19 protein-coding genes, 1 other RNA gene and 1 pseudogene are annotated in these 19,791 nt (G+C 74.9%); 11 read left to right on the forward strand and 10 right to left on the reverse strand.

Annotated elements, in window-relative coordinates:
- Nucleotides 1-297 precede the first annotated feature (297 nt).
- From K7G61_RS26765 to K7G61_RS26775, 3 genes are read left to right on the forward strand one after another with little or no spacing between them, the layout of a single operon-like run.
- Nucleotides 298-1,725 (forward strand): glycosyltransferase family 4 protein, encoded by a 1,428-nt coding sequence (locus K7G61_RS26765; RefSeq protein ID WP_225849554.1) that lies wholly within the window; start codon nt 298-300, stop codon nt 1,723-1,725.
- Nucleotides 1,725-2,498: a class I SAM-dependent methyltransferase gene (locus tag K7G61_RS26770; protein WP_374204244.1), complete on the forward strand. Its 774-nt coding sequence runs from the start codon at nt 1,725-1,727 to the stop codon at nt 2,496-2,498. The genes K7G61_RS26765 and K7G61_RS26770 overlap by 1 nt, the downstream gene beginning before the upstream one ends.
- On the forward strand, nt 2,495-3,577 hold the full coding sequence (locus K7G61_RS26775) for a prenyltransferase/squalene oxidase repeat-containing protein (RefSeq protein WP_225849555.1): 1,083 nt from the start codon (nt 2,495-2,497) through the stop codon (nt 3,575-3,577). Before K7G61_RS26770 ends, K7G61_RS26775 begins: the two co-directional genes overlap by 4 nt.
- Nucleotides 3,578-3,692: 115 nt before the next feature.
- On the opposite strand, the gene K7G61_RS26780 is transcribed toward K7G61_RS26775, so the two are convergent.
- Nucleotides 3,693-3,980, reverse strand: a complete 288-nt coding sequence (locus K7G61_RS26780) for a hypothetical protein (RefSeq protein WP_225849556.1) — start codon at nt 3,978-3,980, stop codon at nt 3,693-3,695.
- A 227-nt stretch (nt 3,981-4,207) separates the two neighbouring features.
- Between K7G61_RS26780 and K7G61_RS26785 the strand changes: the two genes are divergently transcribed.
- Complete coding sequence (locus K7G61_RS26785) at nt 4,208-4,834, forward strand: hypothetical protein (protein WP_225849557.1); 627 nt, start codon at nt 4,208-4,210, stop codon at nt 4,832-4,834.
- 90 nt (nt 4,835-4,924) lie between these two features.
- On the opposite strand, the gene K7G61_RS26790 is transcribed toward K7G61_RS26785, so the two are convergent.
- From K7G61_RS26790 to K7G61_RS26800, 3 genes are all read right to left on the reverse strand, one after another.
- Nucleotides 4,925-5,764 carry a DUF5336 domain-containing protein gene (locus tag K7G61_RS26790; protein WP_225849558.1) on the reverse strand — a complete coding sequence of 280 codons (840 nt, stop codon included), beginning with the start codon at nt 5,762-5,764 and terminating at the stop codon, nt 4,925-4,927.
- 264 nt (nt 5,765-6,028) lie between these two features.
- On the reverse strand, nt 6,029-7,021 hold the full coding sequence (locus K7G61_RS26795) for an N-acetylmuramoyl-L-alanine amidase (RefSeq protein WP_225849559.1): 993 nt from the start codon (nt 7,019-7,021) through the stop codon (nt 6,029-6,031).
- Nucleotides 7,022-7,132: 111 nt separating this feature from the next.
- On the reverse strand, nt 7,133-7,777 hold the full coding sequence (locus K7G61_RS26800) for a class I SAM-dependent methyltransferase (RefSeq protein WP_225849560.1): 645 nt from the start codon (nt 7,775-7,777) through the stop codon (nt 7,133-7,135).
- Nucleotides 7,778-7,926: 149 nt separating this feature from the next.
- Here K7G61_RS26800 and K7G61_RS26805 point away from each other — a divergent pair, with 149 nt between their 5' ends.
- The gene (locus tag K7G61_RS26805) at nt 7,927-9,381 is read left to right on the forward strand and encodes an MFS transporter (protein ID WP_225849561.1); all 1,455 of its coding nucleotides are present in this window, start codon (nt 7,927-7,929) and stop codon (nt 9,379-9,381) included.
- Nucleotides 9,382-9,458: 77 nt separating this feature from the next.
- On the opposite strand, the gene K7G61_RS26810 is transcribed toward K7G61_RS26805, so the two are convergent.
- The 4 genes from K7G61_RS26810 to K7G61_RS26820 form a co-directional block, all read right to left on the reverse strand.
- A complete protein-coding gene (locus tag K7G61_RS26810) occupies nt 9,459-10,097 on the reverse strand; it encodes a response regulator transcription factor (RefSeq protein ID WP_225849562.1) in 639 nt (212 codons plus the stop codon).
- Nucleotides 10,098-10,244: 147 nt separating this feature from the next.
- The gene (locus K7G61_RS26815) at nt 10,245-11,516 is read right to left on the reverse strand and encodes a sensor histidine kinase (RefSeq protein ID WP_225849563.1); all 1,272 of its coding nucleotides are present in this window, start codon (nt 11,514-11,516) and stop codon (nt 10,245-10,247) included.
- Between the two features lie 589 nt (nt 11,517-12,105).
- Complete coding sequence (locus K7G61_RS36620; protein WP_263984893.1) at nt 12,106-12,234, reverse strand: hypothetical protein; 129 nt, start codon at nt 12,232-12,234, stop codon at nt 12,106-12,108.
- A gap of 130 nt (nt 12,235-12,364) precedes the next feature.
- Nucleotides 12,365-13,480 (reverse strand): hypothetical protein, encoded by a 1,116-nt coding sequence (locus K7G61_RS26820; RefSeq protein WP_225849564.1) that lies wholly within the window; start codon nt 13,478-13,480, stop codon nt 12,365-12,367.
- 1,100 nt (nt 13,481-14,580) lie between these two features.
- Between K7G61_RS26820 and K7G61_RS26825 the strand changes: the two genes are divergently transcribed.
- From K7G61_RS26825 to K7G61_RS26835, 3 genes and pseudogenes are all read left to right on the forward strand, one after another.
- Nucleotides 14,581-15,492: a Nif3-like dinuclear metal center hexameric protein gene (locus K7G61_RS26825; protein WP_225849565.1), complete on the forward strand. Its 912-nt coding sequence runs from the start codon at nt 14,581-14,583 to the stop codon at nt 15,490-15,492.
- On the forward strand, nt 15,489-16,232 hold the full coding sequence (locus tag K7G61_RS26830; RefSeq protein ID WP_225849575.1) for a zinc ribbon domain-containing protein: 744 nt from the start codon (nt 15,489-15,491) through the stop codon (nt 16,230-16,232). Before K7G61_RS26825 ends, K7G61_RS26830 begins: the two co-directional genes overlap by 4 nt.
- Nucleotides 16,195-16,881 (forward strand): annotated as a pseudogene (locus tag K7G61_RS26835) (histidine phosphatase family protein); the annotation flags it as partial. The gene K7G61_RS26830 and the pseudogene K7G61_RS26835, both read left to right, overlap by 38 nt.
- A 49-nt stretch (nt 16,882-16,930) precedes the next feature.
- Here K7G61_RS26835 and yaaA read toward each other — a convergent pair.
- The gene (gene yaaA, locus K7G61_RS26840) at nt 16,931-17,710 is read right to left on the reverse strand and encodes a peroxide stress protein YaaA (RefSeq protein ID WP_225849566.1); all 780 of its coding nucleotides are present in this window, start codon (nt 17,708-17,710) and stop codon (nt 16,931-16,933) included.
- A gap of 124 nt (nt 17,711-17,834) precedes the next feature.
- On the opposite strand from yaaA, the gene rnpB reads away from it, so the two are divergent.
- The 3 genes from rnpB to K7G61_RS26855 all read left to right on the forward strand — a co-directional run bounded on the left by rnpB (nt 17,835) and on the right by K7G61_RS26855 (nt 19,163).
- An RNA gene (gene rnpB, locus K7G61_RS26845) (RNase P RNA component class A) lies at nt 17,835-18,231 on the forward strand.
- 120 nt (nt 18,232-18,351) lie between these two features.
- Nucleotides 18,352-18,681 (forward strand): ribbon-helix-helix protein, CopG family, encoded by a 330-nt coding sequence (locus K7G61_RS26850; RefSeq protein WP_225849567.1) that lies wholly within the window; start codon nt 18,352-18,354, stop codon nt 18,679-18,681.
- Between the two features lie 29 nt (nt 18,682-18,710).
- Nucleotides 18,711-19,163, forward strand: a complete 453-nt coding sequence (locus tag K7G61_RS26855) for a hypothetical protein (RefSeq protein WP_225849568.1) — start codon at nt 18,711-18,713, stop codon at nt 19,161-19,163.
- A 72-nt stretch (nt 19,164-19,235) separates the two neighbouring features.
- Here the strand turns inward: K7G61_RS26855 and K7G61_RS37060 are convergent.
- Nucleotides 19,236-19,791: cellulose binding domain-containing protein (locus K7G61_RS37060; protein ID WP_308190712.1), on the reverse strand; the 556-nt coding region annotated here is incomplete at its 5' end.

Consider the following 19,791-nt stretch of genomic DNA (forward strand, 5'->3'; position numbering starts at 1 on the left):
GTTGGCGGCTGTTGCGTGGGTCCGTGCTGGGTCCGTGCTGGGTCCGGGCTGGTCCGTGCTGGGTCCGGGCTGGTCCGTGCCGGGTCCGGGCTGGTCCGTGCCGGGTCCCCCCGCCGGCCCGTGCGGCGCGCGCTCGTGCGTGCGGTGCGCGGCGGGAGGACCGGGAGTACCGGGAGGGCCGGGAGGGCCGGGAGGACGCGGAAGGGGACGTGTTCTGTACCATCAAGTCTGAAACTTGTTCTAGATTAGCGCGACCGGTTACGCTCCGGCTCAATCGCAGGCAGAAGGGGGCCGTGAGTGACCCAGGAGGCCAGGCCGCTACGGATCGCGCTGCTCAGCTACAAGGGCAACCCCTTCTGCGGCGGTCAGGGTGTCTACGTACGGCACCTGTCCCGGGAACTGGCCGCGCTCGGGCACAGCGTCGAGGTGATCGGCGCGCAGCCGTACCCCGTGCTGGACGCGGTCGGCGAGGGCGTCGTCCTCACGAAGCTGCCCAGCCTGGACCTCTACCGGCAGCCCGACCCCTTCCGCACGCCCGGCCGCGGCGAGTACCGCGACTGGATCGACGTGCTGGAGGTCGCCACCATGTGGACCGGCGGCTTCCCCGAGCCGCTGACCTTCAGCCTGCGGGCCAGGCGCCACCTGGCCGCCCGCCGCGCCGACTTCGACGTCGTCCACGACAACCAGACCCTCGGCTACGGGCTGCTGGGCCTCGGCCTGCCGCTGGTCACGACGATCCACCACCCCATCACCGTCGACCGGCGGCTGGAGCTGGCCGCCGCGCGGGACCGCAAGCGCCGGCTGTCGGTCCGGCGCTGGTACGGCTTCACGCGGATGCAGAAGCGGGTCGCCCGCCGGCTGCCGTCCGTGGTGACCGTCTCCGGCTCCTCGCGCGAGGAGATCGTGGCGGACCTGGGCGTGCGGCCGCAGCGCATCCGTACCGTCCCGATCGGCGCGGACACGCGGCTGTTCGCGCCCGACCCGGCGGTCGCCGAGGTGCCCGGGCGGATCGTCACCACATCGAGCGCCGACGTGCCGCTCAAGGGCCTGGTCTTCCTGGTCGAGGCGCTGGCCAAGCTGCGGGTCACCCGGCCCGGCGCCCACCTGGTGGTGGTCGGCGCGCGCCCGGACAAGGGCCCGGTCGCCCGGGCGATCGAGGACTTCGGGCTCGGCGGCGCCGTGGAGTTCGTCAAGGGCATCAGCGACGCCGAACTCGTCGACCTGATCCGCGGTGCCCAAGTGGCGTGCGTGCCGTCGCTGTACGAGGGGTTCTCGCTGCCCGCCGCCGAGGCGATGGCCACCGGAACCGCGCTGGTGGCCACCACCGGCGGCGCCATCCCGGAGGTGGCCGGCCGCGACGGCGAGACGTGCCTGGCCGTGCCGCCTGGTGACGCGGGCGCGCTGGCCGCCGCCCTCGACCGGGTGCTGGACGACGGCGAACTGCGCCGCCGGCTGGGGGCCGCGGGCCGCGCCCGCGTCCTGGAGCGCTTCACGTGGGCCCGCGCCGCCCAGGCCACCGCCGAGGTCTACCGCGAGGCGATCGCCGACCGGCGCGCCCACCGGCCCCGCAGGCCGCCGATACCGGCGCTGCCGCCCACCGCGAGGACCGCCACCGCCAACACAGCCACCGTCGCCAACACCGCCGCCAATACCGCCGCCACTGCCGACAACGCCGCCTCCGCCGTCTCGGACGACCCGGCCACCCCCGTGGGGAGCAACCGCTGATGCTGACCGTCGACTTCACCCGTTTCCCGCTCGCCGCGGGCGACCGCGTGCTGGACCTCGGGTGCGGCGGCGGCCGGCACGCCTTCGAGTGCTACCGGCGCGGCGCCCGCGTGGTCGCCCTGGACCGCAACGGCGAGGAGATCCGCGAGGTCGCCAAGTGGTTCGCGGCGATGAAGGAGGCGGGCGAGGCCCCGGCCGGCGCGTCCGCGACCGCCATGGAGGGCGACGCCCTCGCGCTGCCGTTCCCCGACGAGAGCTTCGACGCCGTCATCATCTCCGAGGTGATGGAGCACATCCCCGACGACAAGGGCGTGCTCGCCGAGATGGTACGGGTGCTGCGCCCCGGCGGCCGGATCGCGGTCACCGTGCCGCGCTACGGACCCGAGCGGATCTGCTGGGCGCTGTCCGACGCCTACCACGAGGTCGAGGGCGGCCACATCCGCATCTACAGGGCCGACGAACTGCTGGACCGCATGCGCGAGTCGGGCCTGGCCCCGTACGGCACCCATCACGCGCACGGCCTGCACGCGCCCTACTGGTGGATCAAGTGCGCGGTCGGCGTGGACGACGACAAGGCCCTGCCGGTGCGGCTCTACCACAAGCTGCTGGTCTGGGACATCATGAAGCGGCCGCTGGCCACCCGGCTCGCCGAACAGGCCCTCAACCCGCTGATCGGCAAGAGCTTCGTGGCCTACGCGACCAAGCCGCACCTGCCGGCCGACGCCCGGGCCGGGGCCGCGGCGGCCGGGCCCGTCGGAAGCACCGCCAGGTGACCCGGGCGGGCAGCGGCCAGGGCGGCCGGACCGAACGGCTGGCGCTGCCCGGGGTGCTCACCGCCGGCCAGGCCGCCGCCACCGTCGCGGGCATCGCGGCGCTGCAGCGCCCGGACGGCGCGATCCCCTGGTTCGCCGGGCACCACCTCGACCCGTGGGACCACACCGAGGCCGCGATGGCGCTGGACGCGGCGGGCGAGCACGAGCGGGCCCGGGCCGCGTACGAGTGGCTGGCGCGGCATCAGAACCCGGACGGCTCCTGGTTCGCCGCCTACCAGGACGGCGACGCCGCACGGCCCACCGACCGCGGCCGGGAGACCAACTTCTGCGCCTACGTGGCCGTCGGCGTCTGGCACCACTACCTGGCCACCGGGGACGACCCCTTCCTGGACCGGATGTGGCCGCACGTCGTGCGCGCCGTGGAGTTCGTGCTGGCCCTGCGGCAGCCGGGCGGGCAGATCGGCTGGAAGCGGGAGGACGGCGGGCAGGCCGTGGCCGACGCCCTGCTGACCGGGTGCGCGTCCATCCACCAGGCGCTGCGCTGCGCCCTGGCCATCGCCGAGCACCGCGAGGAGCCGCAGCCGGACTGGGAACTGGCCACGGGCGCGCTCGGGCACGCCGTGCGCCGCCACCCCGAGCGGTTCCTGGACAAGAGCCGCTACTCCATGGACTGGTACTACCCGGTGCTCAGCGGCACGCTGCGCGGCCCGCGCGCACTGGAGCGCATCGACGAGGGCTGGTCCCGGTTCGTCGTCCCCGGCCTCGGCGTGCGCTGCGTCGTCCCCAACCCGTGGGTGACCGGCGGGGAGAGCGCGGAACTCGCCCTCGCGCTGTGGGCGGCGGGCCGCTCGGACCACGCGGTCCGCGTCCTCGCCGACATCCAGCACCTGCGCGCCGAGGACGGCCTGTACTGGACCGGCTACGTCTACGAGGACGACGCCTTCTGGCCCGCGGAGCGCACCACTTGGACCGCGGCGGCGCTGCTGCTGGCGGTGGCCGCCCTCGGGGGAGAAGAGGCAACCACCGCGGTCTTCGGGGCGGAGCGGCTGCCGTACGGACTCGCGCCCGACTGCTGCTGACCTCTCCGGCGTGCCGGGCCCGGGCCCGCGTTCGGCACCTGACCAGGTCCCGGCACGCCGTCGTACGATCCGGTCGGGGTGCCGTACCCGACGCGGTGCTGTAGCCGATGGACTGCTATACCCGATTCACCCGGCCTGCCACCGCGTGCGCCACGACCAGGTAGACGACCGCGGGCAGACCGTAGTTGAGCACCGTGCGCCACTTTGCGTTGTCCGGCGTGAACAGGTCGCGGGACCAGCCCGCCAGCCAGTTCGCCGAATGATGGACCCAGTTGACCAGGTCGTTGGCCCGATTTGCGTCCAGCAGGAAGAACAGGATCCACAGGATCAGGATCAGCGAAGCGATGTCTGCGGCGATCAGGATGATCACCGCGGCGGGGTTGCCGCCATACCGTCTGGCCATGTCGGTCGCATTGCCCCGAAGGGGTGGTTGAAACGCGGTGGACGAGTCCCGGGAAAGGCCGGCGGACGCTCGGCGACACCCGTGCCGACCTGCTCGAATGGCGGCGGTCGACCGTTCGGGTGATCCTGCTGGAGGATACGTCGGCATAGGTGCCGCTATGCCCGGAACGTACCGCCGTCATCCATGGCCTGCCACCCTCGTTCACGGCCCAGTACCGGAGGTGCGTCGTGACCACCGGAAACCCCGCCCGCAGGGCCCTGGTCGTCCTGTCGCTCGCCCTCGCCCTGCTCGTGATCCCGGCCGGCGCCGGGCACGCGGCCGCGGCGGGCCCAGTCGCCGGACACTCCGCCGTCGTACCCGCGGCCGCCGTACCCGCGGCCGGACCGGGCGCGGCCCAGCCCAGCCCCAGTCCGACCAGCCCCGCCGAGCGGAAGAAGTTCGCCAAGACCCGCTTCGTGCTCAACGCCGGGCTCGCCGCCGGTGCCACGTACGAGTGGATCGTCAAGCCGGCCAAGGCGGGCAGGTTCAAGAAGGGCGCGCCGGGCCGCAAGCTCACCTTCGTCAAGGCCGCCCTCGCGGGCGCGTTCGCGTACAACCGCCTCAAGGCCGCCGTCGCGGACGCCAAGGGCGACCCGGCGCTGAGCAAGGCGCTGGCCCCCGTCACCGCGGGCATCGCCTCCCTGAAGGCGCTGCCGGCCAAGCTCAGGAACGGCGAGGACGTCAACTCGATCGTCGACGACTACGACAAGACGATCACCAAGGTGAAGGACGCGGGCAAGAGCGCCGGCGCCGACGTGAAGAACAAGGTCCCGTCGCTGTCCGACCTGAAGTCGGGCGCGAACAACCCCGGTTGACGTCGCCCCCGGCGCTCCCGCGGCGCGAAACGGCCGGCGCCCCTCCGTGTCCTTCCCGGAGGGGCGCCGGCCGTTCGTCCGACCGGCGGGTCAGCCGCGCTGGATGCCGCTGCTGTCCTGGAGGACACCGCGCCGCCCGTCCTGGGTCTGCGCGATCAGCGCGGCACCGCGCTGGTCGACCGCGAGGTACCAGGTGCCGGGGGTGAGTTCGGCGATCTGGCCGCCGCTGCCGTCCTCGGCGTACAGCGGGCGCGGCACCGGCACCGCGAACCAGAAGGCGGTGAAGTCGCCGCCGGCGGGCGCGGCGGCGGCCGGCGCGGGCTGCGGGGCGGCGGCGCCGTACGGGGCCGGGGCCTGCGCTTGCGCGTACGCCGGGTCCACCGACTGGGCGCCGCCCGGGTAGCCGTAGCCGGCCTGCGGCGGAGCGGCCGCGTACGGCTGCGCGCCGCCGACCGCGCCGTACGGCTGCGGCGCCGGGGCGGCGCCCATCAGCGGCGCCTTGAGCGCGGGCAGCCGGTTGTTGAGCACCGCGAGCACCGCCAGGCCGATACCGAAGATGAACGTCAGCCAAGCCCCCGCGCCCTTGCTGACGCCATCGTTGTTCTGTCCGAGCCCGCCCGGGATGACGTTGGAGAAGATGGACCAGAAGGCCGACCAGCCGACGAAGACACCCAGCGCCGTGGCCCACTGGTCCAGGGTCAGCCCCACGACCTGGCGGCCGGGCTGCTGGCGGGCGAAGGCGAACAGGGCGGCGGTCGCGAGCGCGGCCAGCGTCACGGTCGGCAGCAGCGGGAACAGGGCCGGGCTCCACGAACTTGTGGACTTGGAGGTGCCGGAATAGGTGAAGAACGGCAGGAAGGAGAAAATCAGCAGCAGCAGAGCCGCGCCGATCACCGCGCCGTCTCCTCGGGTCAGGGAGCGGATGTTCACTTCAGGTCCTGTCCTTACGTCATGTGTCGGTCGGTCGTGCGGTCGTGCGGTTGTCGGTCGCTGCCCCTGTCGCTGGTGCGCGAGGTCCTGCGAGTCGTTCGGTGGGTATCAAGTGGGTACCGGTCCGGCAAGGCACATGCGGGTGCCCCATCGTACGGGTGTGATCTTCAGCTCGTGGGCCGGGTATGACCATTGGTGCGCGATCCATACCGGACTGCTACACCCCTGTCACCTCGCCCCCGTCGCTCTCTCGCCGGAAGACCGTCACCTCTTCCCTTCGAGGAAGGCGGTCAGCCCGTCGGCGATCCCCTGGGCAGCGTGCTGCCGCCAGCCGGGGTCCGTCAACGCCTTGGCATCGACGGAGTTGCGCATATTGCCGCATTCGATGAAGACCTTGGGCACGGTGGAGAGGTCCAGCCCGCCCAGGTCGCCGCGGACGGTCAAACCGGTGCCGTCGGCGAGGTAGTTCGCGAACGGCTCGCCGGTCGCCGCCGCGAAGTGCGCGCGCAGCGTGGTCGCCAGCCGCAGCGAGGGCGCGGCGATCGCGCGGGTGTCGGCCGCGCCCTCGTGCAGCGACTCGGGCGCGATCACGTGGAAGCCGCGGCCGGAGGCGGGACCGCCGTCCGCGTGGATGGACAGCGCCGCGTCGGCGTGCGCCCGGTCGCCGATCCTGGCCCGCTCGTCCACGCACGGGCCGTACGGGGTGGAGCCGTCCTGCGTCAGCGTGACCTGCGCGCCCCGGGCCGCCAGGATGGTCCGCACCCGGCGGGCGACGTCCAGGGTGTACGAGGCCTCGGTGTAACCGGCGTTCGTCTCCGTGCCGGTCGTGTCGCACTCCTTGCGGCCGGTGCCGATGTCGACCAGGCGCGCGATCCGCGCGGGATAACGGAAGTTGCCGGGATTGTGGCCCGGGTCCAGGACCACCACACGCCCGGCCAGCGGACCGCTCCTCGCCGGGCCCGGTGAGCCCGCGCGCGTCGCGGGAACGGTGGCCCGCGGCGAACGCGCCCCCGCCGGGCCGCCGGGCCGCGCGCCCGCGGTGCCGTCCGGCGCCACGGAGGGTGTCCCGCCGGTCGTCGCGCCGTTCGTCCCGCCGTTCGTCGCGGTGGGACCGGCGTGTTCGCCCGCGTCCGTCCCCGTACCGCCGTCCGCCGCCCGGTACACGAGCCAGCCCGCCAGGCACGCGGCGAGCACCACGGCGGCGGTTATGAGGAGGGGACCGCGACGGCCGCCCCCACCGGACTCGTTGCTGAACACGCGGGCGACTCTATCGTGACCGATCCTTGGCACGCCCCTTGCTCTTCCGGGCCGGCCCGCACTCCTCGGAGCCGCCCCCGCTCTCGTGCGGGCTGCCCGTACTCCCGCGGGCTACCCCCGCACTCCCCGTACGCCCCGCACGCGCCGCAGCACCCGCAGCGAGCCCGTCGCCGAGACCTCCGTGAAGTCGCCGCCGGACAGGGCGCGGCGGTAGACGCGGTACGGTGCCTGCCCGCCGTCGGCGGGGTCGGGGAACACGTCGTGGACGACGAGCAGACCGCCCTCGGCCACCAGCGGCGCCCACCCCTCGAAGTCGGCGCCCGCGTGCTCGTCGGTGTGGCCGCCGTCGATGAACACCAGCCCGAGCGGCTGCCGCCACAGCTTCGCGACCTGCGGGGAGCGGCCCACGACGGCGATCACGTCGTCCTCGAGTCCGGCCGCGTACAGGGTCCTGCGGAACTGCGGCAGCGTGTCCATGCGGCCCGTGGCCGGGTCGACCAGGGAGGCGTCGTGGTACTCCCAGCCCGGCTGCTGCTCCTCGCTGCCGCGGTGGTGGTCCACGGTCACCGCGACCGTGCCCGCGCTCCTGGCCGCGTCCGCCAGCAGGATCGTGGAGCGCCCGCAGTACGTGCCCACCTCCAGCAGCGGCAGCCCGAGCCCGGCCGCCGCCTCCTTCGCCGCCGCGTACAGGGCCAGCCCCTCGTCCACCGGCATGAAACCCTTGGCGGCCTCGAACGCCGCGAGCACGTCTGTCATGGTTGCCACCTTAAGGACCCCCGAGGACCCCCACCGAAGGGCCCGCACCTGGACGGCCGGGCGGAGCCCGCCGCGGACCGGAGGGGACCTCCGGTCGTAGGTCGAAATCCCGATGCCGCTGCGCCGCCGCGTTCGGCAGCATGGAGACCATGACTGAACTCCTGGGCGAACGGCGGCAGACCGGACGAGGCGGCCGGGGGGCGACGGCCCCGGCGTGGGCGGTCCTGCTGGCGGTGTGCGCCGGGCAGTTCCTGGTGGTCCTCGACGTCTCCGTGGTCAACGTGGCCCTGCCGTCCATGCGGACCAGCCTCGGCATGGGCGAGACGGGCCAGCAGTGGGTGGTCAACGCCTACGCGCTCACCTTCGCCGGGTTCCTGCTGCTCGGCGGACGGGCCGCGGACCTCTTCGGCCGCAAGAAGGTCTTCCTCACCGGCCTCGGCCTGTTCACCCTGGCCAGCCTCGCGGGCGGCCTCGCGCAGGACCCGTGGATGCTCATCACCGCCAGGACCGTGCAGGGCCTGGGCTCGGCCGTCCTGGCGCCGACCACGCTGTCCATCCTGACCACCTCCTTCACCGAGGGAGCGGAGCGGACCCGGGCGATAGGCACCTGGACCGCGGTCGGCGCCGGCGGCGGGGCCGCGGGCGGCCTGGTCGGCGGCGTGCTGACCGACTACCTGTCGTGGCGCTGGGTGCTGCTGGTCAACGTGCCGGTCGGCCTGGTCGTCCTGGCCACCGCCTTCTCCTGCCTCACCGAGAGCCGCGGCCCGGCCGGCCGGCGCCTCGACGTGCCCGGCGCGGTCCTGGTCACCGGCGGTGTCGCCACCCTCGCGTACGGCATCTCGCAGACCGAGACGCACGGCTGGACGTCCACCGCCTCCCTGGCGCCGCTGGCCGCCGGACTCGCCGTCCTCGCCCTCTTCACGGCGGTGGAGCGGCGCACCGCCCAACCGCTCATGCCGCTGCGGCTGTTCCGGGTGCGGTCGGTGTCCGCCGCGAACGCCGTGCTGCTCGCGTGCGGCGCCGCGACCTTCGCCACCTGGTACTTCCTGTCCCTCTACATGCAGGGCGTACTGCACTACAGCCCGGTACGGGCCGGCCTGTCCTTCCTGCCGCACACCGTCTCCATCATCATCGGCTCCAAGATCGCGCCGCGGCTCATGGCGCGGATGGACCCGCGGATCGTCGGCGCGGCCGGCGGGCTGATGTCGGCGGCCGGACTGGCCTGGCAGAGCACGCTCACCGCGCACGGCACCTTCGCCGGGAGCATCCTCGGACCGGGCGTCGTCACCATGTTCGGCGCCGGCCTGCTGATGACGCCCATCGCCGCGGCGGCCACTTCCGGTGTCGGCATCGGCGAACAGGGCCTGGTCTCCGGCCTGCTCAACACCTCGCGCCAACTGGGCGGCGCCCTGGGCCTGACCGTCCTCGCGACCACCGCGGCCGACCGCATCGCCGCGCGCACGGCCGCCCACGCCGCGCCCGCCGACGCCCTCGCCTCCGGCTACGCGCGGGCCTTCCTGGTCGGCGCCGCGATCCTTGCCGTCGGCACCTGCCTGATCGCACTGCTGCCGAAGCCGACCCCGAAGGAAGCGGCCCTCCAGTAAAGGGAGTACGGGGGCCGGGGGCGCGGGAGCCAGGGGCGGGGCGTACGGCGGTGGCGTACCGGCGGGGCGGGCGGGCGCTACAGCCAGCCGTTCTGCCGGGCGGTCCGCACGGCCTCCATACGGTTGCGGGTGCCCGTCTTCCCTATCGCGGCCGACAGGTAGTTGCGCACGGTCGACTCGGACAGGAACACCCTGGCCGCGATGTCGGCGACCGTGGCGCCGTCGGCGGCCGCGTTGAGCACGTCCTGCTCACGCGGGGTCAGCGGGCTCGGCCCCGTGCTCAGGGCGGCCGCCGCCAGGTCGGGGTCGATCACCCGCTCGCCGCGCAGCACCCGCCGGATCGCGTCCGCCAGGTCCTCCACCGGCCCGTCCTTGACCAGGAAGCCGCTCGCCCCGGCCTCCATCGCCCGCCGCAGGTAACCCGGCCGCCCGAACGTGGTGAGGATCAGCACCCGGCACGACGGCAGCCGCTCGCGCAGTTCCGCGGCGGCGTCCAGCCCGCCGCGGCCCGGCATCTCGATGTCCAGCAACGCGACGTCCGGCCGCGCGGCCAGCGCCTCCTCGACGACACGGTCCCCCGCCGCCACCTGGGCGACCACCTCGATGTCGTCCTCCAGGCCCAGCAGCAACGCGAGCGCGCCCCGCATCATCCCCTGGTCCTCGGCGAGCAGTACCCGGATCGACGCGGTGGACGCCCCCTCGGCGGTGTCGGTCATGGCCTCAGCGTAGACAGCCCGGGCCCCACGGCCCCGTCCCCAGCCGAAAACGATGGACCAGCGGCGCGCGGGCGGCCTGCCGCCGCGCGTACGAGACGCCTGAACGCCTTCTGCGGCCCGTCGCGGTCCACGGCGTCCCGCCCCGCCTCACAGGGACTTGTCGTCCTCCACCGGCAGGACCGCCGTGACCCGGAAGCCGCCGCCGGGGGCCGGGCCGTGCGTGAGGGACCCGCCGGCCGAGGCGAGGCGCTCGGTCAGGCCCCGCAGCCCCGTCCCGGTGCGGCGGCGGACGGCGGTGGCGGTGGAAGAGGCGGGAGGAGCGGCTGGGGGAACGGCGGGGGAGGAGGCGTCGGCGGGCGCCTCCTCGGGGGCCGGCCCGCGGCCGTTGTCGGTGATGGTGAGCCGAACGCGGCCGGCCTCCGTACGCAGTTCGACGCGGGTGAGCGTCGCGCCGCTGTGCCGGACCACGTTGGTGACGCCCTCGCGGACCACCCAGCCCAGCAGCGCCTCGGTCTGCGGCGGCAGCGGCGGCCCCGACTCCTGGACGGTGAGCTCGACGTCGGACGCGGCCAGCGCCGAGCGGGCCCGGTCGAGTTCGGTGGACAGGCTGTTCTCGCGGTAACCCGTGACCGCCTCCCGTATCTCCGTCAGTGCCTGGCGGCCGACCGCCTCGATGTCGGCGACCTGGCCCAGCGCCGCGTCCAGGTCGCGGGAGGCGATCCGGCGGGCGGCCTCGGACTTGACCACCACCACGGACAGCGTGTGGCCGAGCAGGTCGTGCAGGTCGCGGGAGAAGCGCAGCCGCTCCTGCGCCACCGCCGAGCGGGCCAGCTCCTGCCGGGTGGCCTTGAGCTGGTCGACCGCGTGGAAGAGGGTGATGATCACGGAGACCACCAGCCCGGACAGGAACGTGCCGTAGGCCAGGCTCGCGGTGGACCAGAAGCCCTCGTGCCGCAGCCCGGAGACCGTGCCCGCCGTGGCGCTGAGCGGCATCAGCATCAGCCCCAGGTGGCGGCGGCTGGTGGCCACGCTGCCCACGCCCAGGGAGACGAGGACGAACAGCAGCAGGAAGTCCCGGCCGTACCCGATCGCGAGCGCCGCGGCGGTGACCGCCAGCGCGGCCAGCAGGCGGATCGGCAGCTTGGTGGCGCGCCAGCGCTCGCTGAAGGCGGTGCGGCACACCGCCACGTACAGCACGCAGAACACCGCCAGCCCGGTGGTGGCCAGCCACGGGTGGGACACCTGGCCCTTGGCCACGTCGGTGGCCGGGCCGACCGCCATCAGCATCCACGGGAGCAGCGAGGCGCCGTCAGGCTGCTTGAGGTGCTCGATCTCCTCGTCGAAGTCCTTGGTCCGGCGCCACCAGGCGCGGCGGCATGTCCGGTCCGCCTCCTGCGCGCACTCCCCGTCGATCGTCATCGCGATCCCCGTCCCCGTCCGGTGCATCACTGGTCCCCCCGCCGGACGATCACACTCCGCGCGCGCCTCGGCGGTACGCGAACACAGCGTAACCGGCCGCACCGACAGAAAGTCAGCCCCCTTGTTGTGTTCACGACCCCGTGGACCCTGGCGGTTCCCGGGCTCCGGGAGGCGGGCTCCGGGAGGCGGGCTCCGGGAGGCGGGCTCCGGGAGGCGGGCGGCGGCAGGCGGGCGGCGGGAGGCGTAAGGCGTGAGCGGCGGGGCCGCGCCTGGCCGCCCGCGCCGGGTGCGGAAAAAGTCCCCGGGCGGTCGGACGGATGCCGTCGGCCCGCCCGGGGACGGGGGTACGCGCCTGACGCGCGCGGGGTGCCGGGTGCCGCCCGGCTCGTGGCCCCCCCGGCCGGTGCGGCCGGGCGCGGCTTCCGCTTCCCGGCGAGGACCGGGGCGCGGGGCGCGGGGCGGTGGATGCCGGAGGTGGGATGCCGGACGTCGGACGTGGGACGTCAGACGTGGGGTGCGGAATGTCGGACGTGGGACGTCGGACGCGGACGTCAGGCGTGGGGCGTGGGGCGTGGGACGCGGGCGACGCTCAGTCGTCGGCCGGGCGGCGGTGCTTGCCGTGCGGCTGCGTCCTCTCCGCCTCTTCCGGCGCCGCCTCGCCGCGGTGGCGGCCCGCCGTGCCGTCGGTCATGTGCTCATGGTTCGTAGTGTCGGACATGGGTCGGTTTCTCCCCCGGGAATTGCGAACTGCTGTAGGTCGTATGAAGGAAATAAGATCCTCGGCGAGTCTATCGAGACGGCGGCGGCGCCCTCCCGGGGGCCCGGGCCGGCCCCCGCCCGCGAGGCGGTCACCCGGCGGCCGCGGAAGCCAACGGAGCCTGCTGCAGCGGGAGTACGGCGGGCGGGCGCGCGACTCGCCCGCGTACGCCGGTCGGCCGGGGCGCCGGGGCCGGGCGCACGGCGTCGGTCCCGGCCGGCGGGACGTCATAAGGGGCCAGGCCGCAGGGCCAGTCGGGCACGGCGTACGGCAGGCACAGGGGCCGGCCGGGCAGCCACAAAGCGGTGGGCCCGAGCCAGCCGGCGGGCGCCGGACGAAAGTGCGGCCTGCCCTCGCCCGGCCGCCACAGGACCAGGGACTCCGCCCCGCCGGGCACTTGGGCGCGCAGGGCGACGGCGCAGGAGTCGGGGGAGAGGATCTGGCCCGGCTGGGCGGCGACCGGCGTCAGCAGCGCGCCGTCGAAGTGGAGGCTGTCGGGGAAGCGCACGGGCCGCCTGCTGCCGAGCACCCCCCAGCCCAGCCGCGGCCGGCCGGGCGCGTCGCTGCGCAGCACGAGCAGCCCGCTGTCCGGCTCGGCCAGCAGCAGGCGGTCGTCGCTGTCCTCGGTGATCTGCAGCAGCGCGCTGACCTCACCGGTGTGCAGGTCGACCGCGGCCGTCTTCGTACGACCGTCCAGTTCACGGTCCAGCGCGAGCAGGCGTCCGCCGCGGTCCAGCCAGACCCCGCCCGTACAGCGCCCGGCGACCGTCATCACCCGCGCGGGGCCCACGCCATCGCCGTGCACCTGCCAGATCTCGGTGGTCCGGCCGGCCCCCGGCACCAGGGCGAAGACCCGGCCGGCGGCGGGCGACGGCGGCAGCAGGCGTACCTCGGTGCCGGCCAGCGAGCCCACCGGCACCTCGCCCGTGCGCGGGCCGGTGGGGTACGCCAGCACCACGTCGCAGCGGTCGTCGGCGCGCCGCATCACCAGCACCCGGCCGTCCGGCAGCGGCAGCACCCGCGCCGAGCCCACGTCCTCCGGGCGGGCCCCGGCCAGCGACACGGCGTACGGTTCCGGCCCGTCCAGCGTCCACCGCTCGGCGAACCACCGTCCGCCGCCCGGGTCGCCGTCCGCCGGCTCCGCCTCCGCCAGGCACGCGCCGTACGAACCGTCGGCGGCCAGGACGAACCCGGTGCGCCGCACCACGCGGCGGTCCGCCGAACCCCACCCGGCAGCGGTGTTGGCGCCGGTCCGGGCGGAGCCACCGGCCGCTGGACCGGCCGCGGTGGTACGGACGGTCCGCACGGCCCGGGCCGCAGCCGACGGGCGGGCAAGCCCGGGTGGACCAGCAGGCCCGGACGGGCCGTCGGGCCCGAAGCGCCCGACCTTCACGACGGTGACCCCGGTCGTCCCACTCATCCCGGTCACACTGGTTGCGGCTGCCGACCGCGCGGTACGGGACGCGGCCGAGGCGGCACCTGGGGCGCGGACGCCAGGGGTGCGGGTGCCGGCGGCCCGCACGGGGGCGGCCCCGGCGGAGGGCGTCCCGGCCGCCAAGCGCCTGGCGCCGGCGGCCCGCACCTCGGCGGTCTCGGCTGCGGGTGTCCCGGCTTCGGCGGCCGGGGTGCCTGGGTGCCCGCTGCCTGGGGTGCGGGTGGGTGTGGCCTGTACCTCGGCGGCCGGGGTGCCTGGGTGCCCGCCGCCTGAGGTGCGGGTGCCGGCGGCCCGCACGGGGGCGGCCCCGGCGGAGGGCGTCCCGGCCCCCAAGCGCCTGGCGCCGGCGGCCCGTACCCCGGCGGTCCGGGCATCGCCCGGCCCAGCGGTACCGGGCGATGGCGCGGGTATGGCGGCCCCCTTCGAGGCGGTGCCGGTGGCACCGGCGGGTGTGGCCCCGATACCGGTGCTCAATGCCCCGGTACCAGTAGTCGAGGCCCCAGCACCGGCAGGCGCGGCCCCGGCACGGGCGGCCGAGGCCCCTGCAGCACCGGGCGCAGCCCCTGCACCGCCGGGCGCGGCCCCGGGACTGGTGGTCGGCGCCCCGGCATCGGCGGGCGGGGCCGGGGCTTCGGCGGTCAGGGCGGACCCGGCGGTCGCAGCGGGGCCGGCGGTCACGGTCATGGATCGTCCACCTCCGCCGCCTGACCGTAGTTTTCGCACGTCCGGACGATCACCGCGAGTGGGGAGGGTTCACACGTAAGGGTGGCGGTTGCGGCGAATCACGCCTGCCGCCCGGGCCGGTGTGGTCGGCTGTGCCGGGGAAGGCGCGGGCACCGCGCCGGGTGCCGCGGGCCGGTAACCTTCCTTCCGTGCCTACCGTGTCCGACGTCGTCGCCGCTCTCGACACCCTCTGGCCCCCGGAGCTGGCAGAGCCGTGGGACGCCGTGGGGCTGGTGTGCGGCGACCCGGCGGCCGAGGTGTCGCGCGTGCTGTTCGCCGTCGACCCGGTGCCCGAGGTCGCCGAGGAGGCGGTGCGGATCGGCGCCGACCTGCTGGTCACCCACCACCCGCTCTACCTGCGCGGCACCACCTCCGTGGCGCCGGTCGGCCCGGCCGGCTTCAAGGGCCGGGTGGTGCACACCCTGATCCGGGGCGGCGTGGCACTGCTCGTCGCGCACACCAACGCCGACCGCGCCGACCCCGGCGTCTCCGACGCCCTTGCCGCCGCCGTCGACCTGCGGGTCACCGGCCCCCTCGTACCCGACCCGGCCGACCCCCGGGGCCGCCGGGGCCTGGGCCGGCTGTGCGAGCTCGACGCGCCGCTCAGCCTGCGGGATTTCGCGGCCCGCGCGGCGCACGGCCTGCCGCGTACCGCCACCGGACTGCGGATCGCGGGCGACCCCGCCGCCACGGTCCGTACCGTCGCCGTGTGCGGCGGCGCCGGTGACAGCCTGTTCGACGCGGTACGGGCGGCCGGGGCCGACGTCTTCCTCACCGCCGACCTGCGGCACCACCCCGCCTCCGAGGCCCTGCTGGCGGGGCCGCCCGCGCTCGTGGACGCCGCCCACTGGGCCACCGAGTGGCCCTGGTGCGAACAGGCCGCGGGGCAGCTCGACGAGATCTCCGACCGGCACGGCTGGGCCCTGCGCACCCACGTCTCGTACGCGGTCACCGATCCGTGGTCCGCCCACGCGCCCTCGACCACCCCTGCCGACCCCTCGGCCGCCCCCCTTCCCACCAGCGCCTCGCGCGCACCTTCCAGCCCAGGAGCCCCCCGCTGAACGCCGCGCCCGCCGACCAGATCCGACTCCTCGACGTCCAGGCCCTCGACTCGCGCCTCGCGCAGCTCGACCACAAGCGCAGGAACCTGCCCGAGCACGCCGAGATCGAGCGGCTGTCCGCCGACCTCGCCCAGTTGCGCGACCTGCTGGTGGCCGCCAGGACCGAGGAGAGCGACACCGCCCGCGAGCAGACCAAGGCCGAGCAGGACGTCGACCAGGTGCGGCAGCGCGCCGCCCGCGACCAGCAGCGGCTGGACTCCGGCGTGGTGACCTCGCCGAAGGACCTGGAGAACCTCCAGCGGGAGATCGCCTCGCTCGCCAAGCGCCAGTCCGACCTGGAGGACGTCGTCCTGGACGTCATGGAGCGGCGCGAGGCCGCGCAGGAGCGTGCCGCCGAGCTGGCCGGGCGGGCCGAGGCCGTGCAGGCCGAGGCCGCCGAGGCAGAGCAGCGCAGGGCCGCCGCGCTCCAGGAGATCGACGCCGAGGGCTTCACCGTCGCCAAGGAGCGCGAGGACCTCGCCGCCGGCCTGCCCGGCCCCCTGCTGAGCCTGTACGAGCGGCTGCGCGCCCAGCAGGGCGGCGTCGGCGCGGCCCGGCTCTACCAGAAGCGCTGCGAGGGCTGCCGGCTGGAGCTGAACATCACCGAGCTGAACGAGGTGCGGGCGGCGCCCGCCGACGCGGTGGTGCGGTGCGAGAACTGCGGCCGCATCCTGGTGCGCACCGCCGAGTCCGGGCTGTAGGCAGACCGTGGCTTCCTCCGATCCGGCCGGTACGACGCGGCTGGTGCTGCTGCGGCACGGCGAGACCGTACTCACCGAGCAGAAGCGGTTCTCCGGCAGCGGCGGACCCGATCCGGCGCTTTCCGAGAAGGGGCGCCGGCAGGCGGAACGAGCGGCCGAGGCACTGGCCGCGCGCGGCCGCGTGGACGCCGTCGTCACCTCGCCGCTGGCCCGCTGCCGGCAGACGGCCGAGGCGGTGGCCCGGCGGCTCGGGTCGGCCGCCCCCGAGACCGACGACGGACTGCGCGAAACGGACTTCGGCGACTGGGAGGGCCTGACCTTCCCCGAGGTCCAGGCGAAGGACCCGGCGGCGCTCGACGCCTGGCTCTCGGCGTCGGACGTGGCGCCGCCCGGCGGGGAGAGCTTCGACGACGTGACCCGGCGGGTGGCCGAGGCGCAGGAGCGGCTGGTGGCGCGGTTCGCCGGGGGGACGGTGCTGGTGGTCAGCCACGTCACGCCGATCAAGACGGTGCTGCGGCTCGCCCTGGGCGCGCCCTCCGAGGCCCTCTTCCGGATGGACCTCGCCCCGGCGTCCCTGTCGGCGGTGAGCGTCTTCGACGACGGCAACGCCTCGGTGGCCTACCTCAACGACACCGGCCACCTGCGCTGAGCCGAGGGCCCGCCGCCCGGTGCCCGGCGGACCCGGCGGGGTTCGGCGGCTACACCTCCCGTACCAGCACGTCCAGCCGCCCGCCGGGGCCCTCCTCCACCGTGAAACCCAGGTCGCGCAGGACGCCGGCGAGGCCGGCGACGCTCTTCGGGCGGGCCCCGGACTCCAGCAGGGCACGCAGCAGCCGGCCCTTGGTCGCCTTGTTGAAGTGGCTCACCACGGTCCGCTTCTCGACCCCGGCCACGAGCGACACGTGCAGCACCCGCACGGTCGCGGTCCGCCGGGCGAGGTCGCCGCCGGGCTTCCACGCGGCGGCGTACGCCGAGGAGCGCAGGTCCAGCACGAGGCCGCCGCCCGCCGCCTCGGGCAGCACCGCTTCCAGGTGCGGCCGCCAGTAACCGGCCGGCCCGCCGAGCGCCGGCAGCCGTACCCCCATCGAGCAGCGGTACGGCGGGACGCGGTCGGTGAGGCGGAGCGCCCCCCACAGCCCGGAGAAGACCAGCACGGACTGGTGGGCGCGGCGCCGGGCCGCGGCCGTGAGGCCGGCCAGATCCAGGGCGTCGTACAGGACCCCGGTGTAGAGGCGTCCCGCGGGCAGCGCGGGCGCGGTCCGCAGCCCGGCGTTCCTGGCCACCTCGCCGCGCAGCCCGGGGCTCAGCCCCAGCACCTGCGCCGCCTTCTCCTCGTCCCCGGCGCACAGCGCGGTCAGCTCGTCCAGTACGGCCGCCCGCGCGGGCGTGAGCGCCGGGAGCGACAGCGCCTCCAGCGCGACGGGCCGCCCGCGCCGCGCGGTGGCCTTCCCCTCGGACGGCGGCAGCAGGACGAGCACGACTTCTCCTTCACCTCGCTCGGGTACGGCTTTCCCCGGCCCCGCCCCGCAGCCTACGGCCCCGGCGGGGCGCCGGCGGTTACGTGCCGGCCGCCGCGAACCACTACGATGGCGGTACGGCAGACGAGCCGGGCGGACGGCCGCGTCGGATCCACGGATCCGCCGAGGAACGTCCGGGCTCCACAGGGCAGGGTGGTGGGTAACGCCCACCCGGGGTGACCCGCGGGACAGTGCCACAGAAAGCAGACCGCCGGGGACCTCGGTCCTCGGTAAGGGTGAAACGGTGGTGTAAGAGACCACCAGCGCCCAGGGTGACCTGGGCGGCTCGGTAAACCCCACCCGGAGCAAGGTCAAAAGGAGCGGCTCCGGCCGCTCTGCGCGGACGTTCGAGGGCTGCCCGCCCGAGTCCGCGGGTGGACCGCACGAGGCTGTCGGCAACGGCAGCCCGAGATGGATGGCCGTCGCCCCGACGACCGCGAGGTCCCGGGGCACAGAACCCGGCGTACAGCCCGACTCGTCTGCCCTTCGCCGGGAAGGGATCGGTACGAAACGGGGAGCCGTCGGCCACACGGTGCCCGCCCACTCGCACGCCCCGGCCGACCGTGCTCGCACTGTCGTCATACGCGTATTACGATGCCCTCGTGACGAAGACGCGCATCACCATCAGCCTGGAGCAGGACCAGGCCGAACGCATCAGGCAGCACGCGGAACGGGCGGGCATGGACGTCTCGGCGTACCTGGTGCACGCGGCAACGCGTCAGATGGCCGAGAGCGATGCCGTGGAGGCGCAGTTCGCCGAGGTGGACGCACTCATCGCCAGGGCGGAGCGAGCCGCGGACCGGCTGCCCGCCGAACCCGCCCCGGAACCGACCGCGGAACTGACGGAGCAGGAACGCCGCGAGGTCGAGGAGGCCCTGGGCCTTGTCCAGGGCCGGGACCGGCAAGGCCGCCGACCCGGCCACGCGGCGTGAGCGCGCGGGTGCCGGTGTACGACACCGGCATGCTCATCGCACTCGCCGACCGCAAGGCGAAGGCAGTGGCTCTCCACGAAGGACTGCGTACGGTCCCGCACCGGGCGCTGGTGCTCGGGCCGGTCCTCGCCCAGGTGTGGCGCCCCCAGCCGGCGCTGGTGCACGCCCTGTCCGGGGTGCTGAAGGACTGCACCGTCCCTCAGGCCCGGACATCCGAGCCGGCCATGCGTGAGACGAAGGCGGGCCGTCCCGAGTGTCTGGCCTGCGCGACCGGCCCCGACCTCGCGGACTGGCGGCGCATCGGCACCGCACTGGGGCGGGCGGCCCTTCCGGCGAAGAAGCGACCGGACGCGGTGGACGCCTGGGTAGCCCTGGCGGCGGCCCGCCACGGCAGCGCGGTGATCTTCACCACCGACCCGGGAGACATGCACGCCTACCTGACCGTCCTCGCGCCGATGGACGTGCACGTGGTCGCCGTCTGACGACCGGGAGGGGCGTGGGGCCCGTCCGCCGCGGTCGGCGGGCGGGCCCCACGTCGTGCGTGCCTCAGCGGGTCAGCTGCATGCGGTTCCGTTGAGGGTGAAGGAGCTGGGCGAGGTGTCGTTGGACGCCCAGGTGCCCTGGAAGCCGAAGTCGACGGTGGCTCCCGGGGCGATGGAGGCGTCGTAGCTGACGTTGGTGGCCGTGACGCTGTTGCCGGACTGGGTGACGGTGGCGTTCCAGGCGTTGGTGACCTTCTGGTCGCCGGGGAAGGAGAAGCCGAGCGTCCAGCCGTTGACGGGTGTGCTGCCGGTGTTGCCGACGACGACATCGGCGGTGAAGCCGCCCGTCCACTCGTTCTTGGTGTAGGTCACGTGGCAGCCGCCGCCGGTTCCGCCGGTCGTGCTGCCGGTCGTTCCGCCGGTGGTGGTGGTGCTGCCGGTCGTTCCGCCGGTGGTGGTGCTGCCGGTTGTTCCACCCGTGGTGGTGCTACCCGTTGTTCCGCCGGTGGTGGTCGTGCTGCCGGTCGTTCCGCCGGTCGTGGTGCCGCCGGTGCTCAGGGCGGAGATGGCGGCGTTGTAGGCGGGCTTGGGCTGGTAGTTGCTGTCCCACATGGTGGCCGCGCCGTAT

The sequence above is a fragment of the Streptomyces sp. HPF1205 genome, assembly GCF_020400825.1.
Classification (GTDB): domain Bacteria; phylum Actinomycetota; class Actinomycetes; order Streptomycetales; family Streptomycetaceae; genus Actinacidiphila.